5 protein-coding genes and 7 tRNA genes are annotated in these 6370 nt (G+C 62.5%); 10 read left to right on the forward strand and 2 right to left on the reverse strand.

Annotated features, from left to right (window positions below):
• Nucleotides 1-31: 31 nt before the first annotated feature.
• A complete protein-coding gene (locus ACI48D_RS21900; RefSeq protein WP_435573362.1) occupies nucleotides 32-1207 on the reverse strand; it encodes a GGDEF domain-containing protein in 1176 nt (391 codons plus the stop codon).
• A gap of 217 nt (nucleotides 1208-1424) precedes the next feature.
• Here ACI48D_RS21900 and gltX point away from each other — a divergent pair, with 217 nt between their 5' ends.
• The 10 genes from gltX to ACI48D_RS21950 all read left to right on the forward strand — a co-directional run bounded on the left by gltX (nucleotide 1425) and on the right by ACI48D_RS21950 (nucleotide 5653).
• On the forward strand, nucleotides 1425-2816 hold the full coding sequence (gltX, locus tag ACI48D_RS21905) for a glutamate--tRNA ligase (RefSeq protein WP_435573363.1): 1392 nt from the start codon (nucleotides 1425-1427) through the stop codon (nucleotides 2814-2816).
• 66 nt (nucleotides 2817-2882) lie between these two features.
• Nucleotides 2883-2958, forward strand: a tRNA-Ala gene (locus tag ACI48D_RS21910).
• A 30-nt stretch (nucleotides 2959-2988) separates the two neighbouring features.
• A tRNA-Glu gene (locus ACI48D_RS21915) sits at nucleotides 2989-3064 on the forward strand.
• Between the two features lie 127 nt (nucleotides 3065-3191).
• Nucleotides 3192-3267: transfer RNA gene (locus ACI48D_RS21920), tRNA-Ala, on the forward strand.
• A gap of 32 nt (nucleotides 3268-3299) precedes the next feature.
• Nucleotides 3300-3375, forward strand: a tRNA-Glu gene (locus ACI48D_RS21925).
• A 67-nt stretch (nucleotides 3376-3442) separates the two neighbouring features.
• Nucleotides 3443-3518 (forward strand) — tRNA-Glu (locus ACI48D_RS21930).
• Nucleotides 3519-3565: 47 nt separating this feature from the next.
• A tRNA-Ala gene (locus ACI48D_RS21935) sits at nucleotides 3566-3641 on the forward strand.
• Nucleotides 3642-3707: 66 nt separating this feature from the next.
• Nucleotides 3708-3783 (forward strand) — tRNA-Glu (locus ACI48D_RS21940).
• Nucleotides 3784-3864: 81 nt separating this feature from the next.
• Nucleotides 3865-5037 carry an elongation factor P maturation arginine rhamnosyltransferase EarP gene (gene earP, locus ACI48D_RS21945; RefSeq protein ID WP_435573364.1) on the forward strand — a complete coding sequence of 391 codons (1173 nt, stop codon included), beginning with the start codon at nucleotides 3865-3867 and terminating at the stop codon, nucleotides 5035-5037.
• 40 nt (nucleotides 5038-5077) lie between these two features.
• Nucleotides 5078-5653 (forward strand): elongation factor P, encoded by a 576-nt coding sequence (locus ACI48D_RS21950; protein WP_435573365.1) that lies wholly within the window; start codon nucleotides 5078-5080, stop codon nucleotides 5651-5653.
• Between the two features lie 136 nt (nucleotides 5654-5789).
• On the opposite strand, the gene ACI48D_RS21955 is transcribed toward ACI48D_RS21950, so the two are convergent.
• Nucleotides 5790-6370 (reverse strand): 4Fe-4S dicluster domain-containing protein (locus ACI48D_RS21955; protein ID WP_435573366.1); only part of this gene is annotated, 581 nt, incomplete at its 5' end.

Raw genomic sequence — 6370 nt, forward strand, 5'->3', positions numbered from 1 at the left:
TTGGCCGCCGCGTGGGCACGGGGTGCCCACCCTACGCCGCCCGGCTTACCGCATCGATGCCTTGCCCCAGCTGCTTCGCCCGCACCTGGTTGCGCCCCGCGTGCTTGGCCTCGTACATCAGCTGGTCCGCCAGCGCGATCATGCCCTGCGGCGTGACCGCGTGGCTGCCGCCGAATTCGGCGCCGACCACGCCGAAGCTGGCGGTGGTGCCGAGCGACAGGCCGCCGACTTCGGTGCGCTGCGCGGCAAAGGCGGCGCGCACCCGTTCGGCCAGTTCGACCGCGCCGTCCAGGCGGGTTTCGGGCAGGATGATCAGGAATTCCTCGCCGCCGTAGCGCACCACGGTGTCGATCGAATCGCGCGTCATCGCCTGCGCCAGCTGGGCAAAGCTGCGCAGCAGCTCGTCGCCGGCGTGGTGCCCATGGGTATCGTTGATCGCCTTGAAGCCGTCCAGGTCGCACATGATCAGCGACAGGCTCAGGCGGTAGCGGCGCGCCCGCGCGATCTCGCCGTCGAGCAGGGCGGCATTCAGGTGGCGCCGGTTGTAGCAGCCGGTGAGCGGATCGCGGATCGACAGGTTGGTCAGCACCTGCTGGGCCCAGTACTGTTCGCGCCACAGTCGCGCGTGGCGGTTCGCAGCCACCACGCCGAAGAAATTCGCGACCAGGATCATCATCGTCACCGACACCAGGTGGCGCGTGCTCTCCAGGTGCTGGTACCAGGCCAGCGCGATGAAGGCGAGGCTGGAGCCCAGCGCGACCATGATGGCATTCGCCAGGCGGTTAGGGACGAAGACGAAGATGACAATGCTCAGCAGCGCAGTGGACATGGCGTGCAGCAGGATGTCGTGCGGCCGGTAATAGACCACGACCATATAGGTGACCATGCCGTAGGCCGTATAGACAGTGGACGCCAGGTAGGCTGCCTTCGCCGGAGAGGCGGCGTTGCGGACGTAGCGCAGGCCGGCGATGACCACCAGGCTGACCGAGGCGCGTGCCAGCATTGGATAGATCGCGTTGGGCATGCCGAGCGCCAGGAGGTCGGTTGCGCCGAACAGGATGTAGGCCAGCGAGCAAAGCAGGAGGGCGCGGCGCAGGTGGCGCACGATCGTGCCGGCCTGCTGGTGCAGGAAAGCGGCTTCCGTGGCCGCGCAGGAGAATTCCCCGCGCAGGCGTGCGATGGAGGCTGTGCTCGGGGTGTTCGGCATAGGTGGCGAGATGGGCGAAGGAAGACGGCGAACCAGCTTGGACTTTATCGAACATTCAAGTTACTGTAAAGTAATTAAGTGGTTTGCAATGCAACATCGGCAAGCCGCCGGCCGCCCTGGCTCCCGGCGTCCAGGGGAAGCTGTAGAATAGCCGCTTTATCATTCATTCGACGGCTATCTCGCCTTCCCGCGAGCCCGTCACTACCTCGTTTCGACCATGACCGTCCGCACCCGTTTTGCTCCCAGCCCGACCGGCTATCTCCACCTCGGCGGCGCCCGCACCGCGCTGTATTCGTGGGCTTTTGCCCGCCACTTCGGCGGCACCTTCATCCTGCGCATCGAAGACACCGACCTGGAGCGTTCGACCCCGGAAGCGGTGCAGGCGATCCTGGACGGCATGCAGTGGCTGGGTCTCGAGCACGACGAGGGCCCGTTCTACCAGATGCAGCGCATGGACCGCTACCGCGAAGTCATCAAGTCGATGCTGGAAGCCGGCACGGCCTACCTGTGCTACTGCACCCCGGAAGAAGTCGAGGCGATGCGCGAGCGGATGAGGGCGAACGGCGAGAAGCCGCGCTACGACGGCACCTGGCGCCCGGAAGAGGGCAAGCAGCTTCCCGAAGTGCCGGCCGGGATCAAGCCGGTGGTGCGCTTCAAGAATCCGCTCGACGGCGAAGTCACCTGGCACGACGTGGTCAAGGGGCCCATCACGATCGGCAACAAGGAGCTGGACGACCTGATCATCGCACGCGGCGACGGCACCCCGACCTATAACTTCTGCGTCGCGGTCGACGACTGGGACATGAAGATCACCCACGTGCTGCGCGGCGACGACCACGTGAACAATACGCCGCGCCAGATCAACATCCTGCGCGCGTTGAAAGCCGAGCTGCCGCAGTATGGCCACCTGCCGATGATCCTGGGTCCGGACGGCCAGAAACTGTCGAAGCGCCACGGCGCCGTCAGCGTGATGCAGTACCCGGAGCAGGGCTTCCTGCCGGAGGCGATGCTGAACTACCTGGCGCGCCTGGGCTGGAGCCATGGCGACGACGAGATCTTCTCGATGCAGCAGTTCACCGAGTGGTTCAACCTGGAGCACCTGACCGCGTCGGCGGCCCAGTTCAACCCGGAAAAGCTGGCCTGGCTGAACAACCACTATATCAAGCTGGCCGACAACGAGCGCCTGGCCGGCCTGGCCCGCCCGATCATGGAGTGCGAGGGTGCGCAGTTCGACGGGGCGCCGCCGCTGGCCGCGGTGCTGGGCCTGATGAAGGAACGCACCAACACGATCAACGAGCTGGCCGATGCGGCGATGCTGTTCTTCCGCACGCCGAATCCCGACGCGGCGTTGTTGGCCCAGCACCTGAGCGACGCCGTGCGCCCGGCGCTGGCCCAGTTTGCCGAGAAGCTGCAGGCGGTCGAGTGGACCAAGCCGGCGCTGTCCGCCGCGATGAAGGAAGTGTTGGCCGCCAACGGCCTGAAGATGCCGCAACTGGCCATGCCGCTGCGCCTGCTCGTTACCGGCCAGCTGCAGACGCCGGCCATCGATGCCGTGCTGGAACTGTTCGGCCGCGAGACCGTCCTGGCACGCCTGCAGAAAGGTCTTTAAACGACCCTCGTTGGCTATTTGCGAAATGCAAGTCGCTCCGCTATAATGCTCGCACTTCAGCACTGCGGGGGTATAGCTCAGCTGGGAGAGCGCTTGCATGGCATGCAAGAGGTCAGCGGTTCGATCCCGCTTACCTCCACCAAGTTCTGAAGTAGGTAGCAGGTAGTTCCGGGTCCCCATCGTCTAGAGGCCTAGGACATCACCCTTTCACGGTGAGTACCGGGGTTCGAATCCCCGTGGGGACGCCAAGAATTCAGATGGGTCAGAACCCACCCGTATGAACCGGGATCTGACCCGTAGGATGTAGTACCAGCGTTGTGAAAACGATGCTGTGAGAAGTAAGAGCAGTATGTTATGATACTGTCTTCCCGAAACGGGGGTATAGCTCAGCTGGGAGAGCGCTTGCATGGCATGCAAGAGGTCAGCGGTTCGATCCCGCTTACCTCCACCAAGTTTCAGGAAGTGGTTTTATGGCAGTCCAGGGTCCCCATCGTCTAGAGGCCTAGGACATCACCCTTTCACGGTGAGTACCGGGGTTCGAATCCCCGTGGGGACGCCAAGAATAAGAAGGTATTGCCCACCCAGCAGGGCAGTATCGCGGCAGTAGAAGTAGTTGAAAGTTTTAGGTCCCCATCGTCTAGAGGCCTAGGACATCACCCTTTCACGGTGAGTACCGGGGTTCGAATCCCCGTGGGGACGCCAGTATTGCAAGGAGCCGCCTTGGGCGGCTCTTTTGTTGAGTAGTTTTGGGGGGTATAGCTCAGCTGGGAGAGCGCTTGCATGGCATGCAAGAGGTCAGCGGTTCGATCCCGCTTACCTCCACCAATTAATCAGACGGGGTCAGAGCCCAGCCGGATACACCGGGATCTGACCCCGTAGGAAAAGTTCCAGGTCCCCATCGTCTAGAGGCCTAGGACATCACCCTTTCACGGTGAGTACCGGGGTTCGAATCCCCGTGGGGACGCCAGTCAAGACCGGAGCAGACCACCCGCACATGCGGAAAGGTGCTTCGGTTTTTCTTTTGGTCGTCCAATCTTTTCAAACGATCATGTCCGCTGAATTCCCCCGTACCCTCGCCATTTTCTGCAAGGTCGTCGACAATTTCGGCGACATCGGCATCTGCTGGCGCCTGGCGCGCCAGTTTCATGGCGAGCACGGCATCGCCGTCACGCTGTGGGTCGACGACCTGGCCAGCTTTCGCCGCATCTGGCCGCAAGTCGACGTCACTGCCGAGCTGCAGCAGATCGGCGGCGTCACGGTGCGTCATTGGCGCGGCCAGGACGGTGACTTCGTCCCCGCCGACATTCCCGATGTCGTGATCGAATTCTTCGGCGTCGACATCCCGCCCGGCTATATCGCCGCGATGGCGCAGTGCGAGCCGCGCCCGGTCTGGATCAATTACGAGGGCTTGAGCGCCGAGGAATGGGTCGAAGGCTGCCACCGGCTGCCGTCCATGCACCCGCGCCTGAAGCTGACCAAGCATTTCTTCTTCCCGGGCTTTACCGACAAGACCGGCGGGCTGCTGCGCGAGCGCGGCTTGGTCGAAGAGCGTGCGCGCTTCCAGGCCGACCCGGGCGCGATGGCCGCGTTCCTGGCGCGCTTCGGCGTGACGGGACAGGAGATGGCGGCACTGAAGGTCAGCCTGTTCTGCTACCCGCAGGCACCGGTGGCGCAGCTGTTCGAGAGCTGGGAGCGGGGCGGCGCAACAGTGACGTGCCTGGTGCCGGAAGGTGTGGCGCGCGAGCAGGTGACAGCCTTCCTCGGCGTCGATGCCCGGGCCGGCGCGGTGGCCACCCGCGGCGCGCTGACGGTGCGCGTGATTCCCTTCATGCCGCAGACCGACTACGACCGCCTGCTGTGGGCCTGCGACCTGAACTTCGTGCGCGGCGAGGACTCCTGGGTGCGTGCCCAGTGGGCGGCCCGTCCCTTTGTCTGGCACATTTATCCGCAAGATGAAAACTTGCATCATGTTAAACTCCGCGCGTTCCTGCAAAAGTATGCGGTGAATACGCCGAGCCTGGTCGACTTTTCCCTGCGCTGGAACGATGCGCGGGAAGGACACATGGACGAGCTGTGGACGTCCCTGCAAGCCGAACTGCCAACGATCATGCGCCGGGCCCGGGAGTGGGAAGCGCAGATGTTGGCAAACGGCGATTTAGTGAGCAATCTGCTGGATTTCGCCCGGTCGCTTCGTAGGCGGTCGGAAAATAACATGGTATGATGCTCGGTTACTGCAACTCCTTTTTTGGTTAATAATTCCTATGAAACCCGCAAAAGAAATTCGTGTCGGCAACATCATCATGGTCGATGCCAAGCCTTTCATCGTGCTGCGCTCTGACGTCAACGGCTCGAGCCGCACGGGCTTCACCTACAAGTGGAAGATGAAGAATCTTCTGACCAACGCACCGCTGGAAAACGTGTTCCGCGGCGACGACAAGTTCGACGTCGTCGTGCTGGACAAGAAGCCGGTGACCTATTCGTACTTCGCCGACCCGCTGTACGTGTTCATGGACGAAGAGTACAACCAGTACGAGATCGAAGAAGAGAACATGGGCGACGCCATCAACTACCTGAAAGACGGTATGGCATGCGAAGCCGTGTTCTACGACGGCAAGGCGATCTCGGTCGAACTGCCGATCACCATCGCGCGCCAGGTCATCTACACCGAGCCGGCCGTCAAGGGCAACACCTCGGGTAACGTCATGAAAGAAGCGAAGCTGGAAAACGCGATCGAATCGAAGCAGTTCACCATCCAGGTGCCGCTGTTCGTCAACCAGGACGACGTCATCGAGATCGACACCCGTACCGCCGAGTACAAGAAAGTCGTGCGCAACTAAGCTCGCTGCTTAAGCGGACCGCTTCTCAAAAAAAAACGCTGCCTCGGCAGCGTTTTTTTTTGATCATCGCGGATTCCGGATGATGTCCCGGTGCCCGACAGTCCTGCGTCGCGGTCCATGCGCCGCACGCTTTGCGCTACATATTCGGGTAATTCGGCCCGCCACCGCCTTCCGGCGTGACCCACACGATGTTCTGGGTCGGATCCTTGATGTCGCAGGTCTTGCAGTGCACGCAGTTCTGGGCGTTGATCTGCAGCCGGTCGCGGCCTTCGTCCGTCTTGACGAACTCGTACACCCCGGCCGGACAGTAGCGCTGTTCCGGACCGGCGTACTTGGCCAGGTTGACCTCGACCGGAATAGCCGGGTTCTTCAGGGTCAGGTGCACCGGCTGGTCTTCCGCGTGATTCGTGTTCGAGATGAACACCGAGGACAGGCGATCAAACGTCAGCTTGCCGTCCGGTTTCGGATACACGATCGGCTTGAAGCTTGAGGCCGGGCGCAGGCATTCGTGGTCGGCGTGCCGGTGGTGCAGGGTCCACGGCGCCTTGCCCTTGAACAGGATCTGGTCGATGCCGGTCATGAGCGTGCCCAGAACCAGGCCCTTGCTCATCCACGGCTTGAAGTTGCGCGCCACGTGCAATTCCTCGTGCAGCCAGGACTGCTCGAAAGCGGCCGGGTAGCTCACCAGTTCGTCGTGCTGGCGTCCTTCGCCGAGGG

This window comes from Massilia sp. LXY-6 (assembly GCF_051233485.1).
GTDB lineage: Bacteria > Pseudomonadota > Gammaproteobacteria > Burkholderiales > Burkholderiaceae_D > Telluria.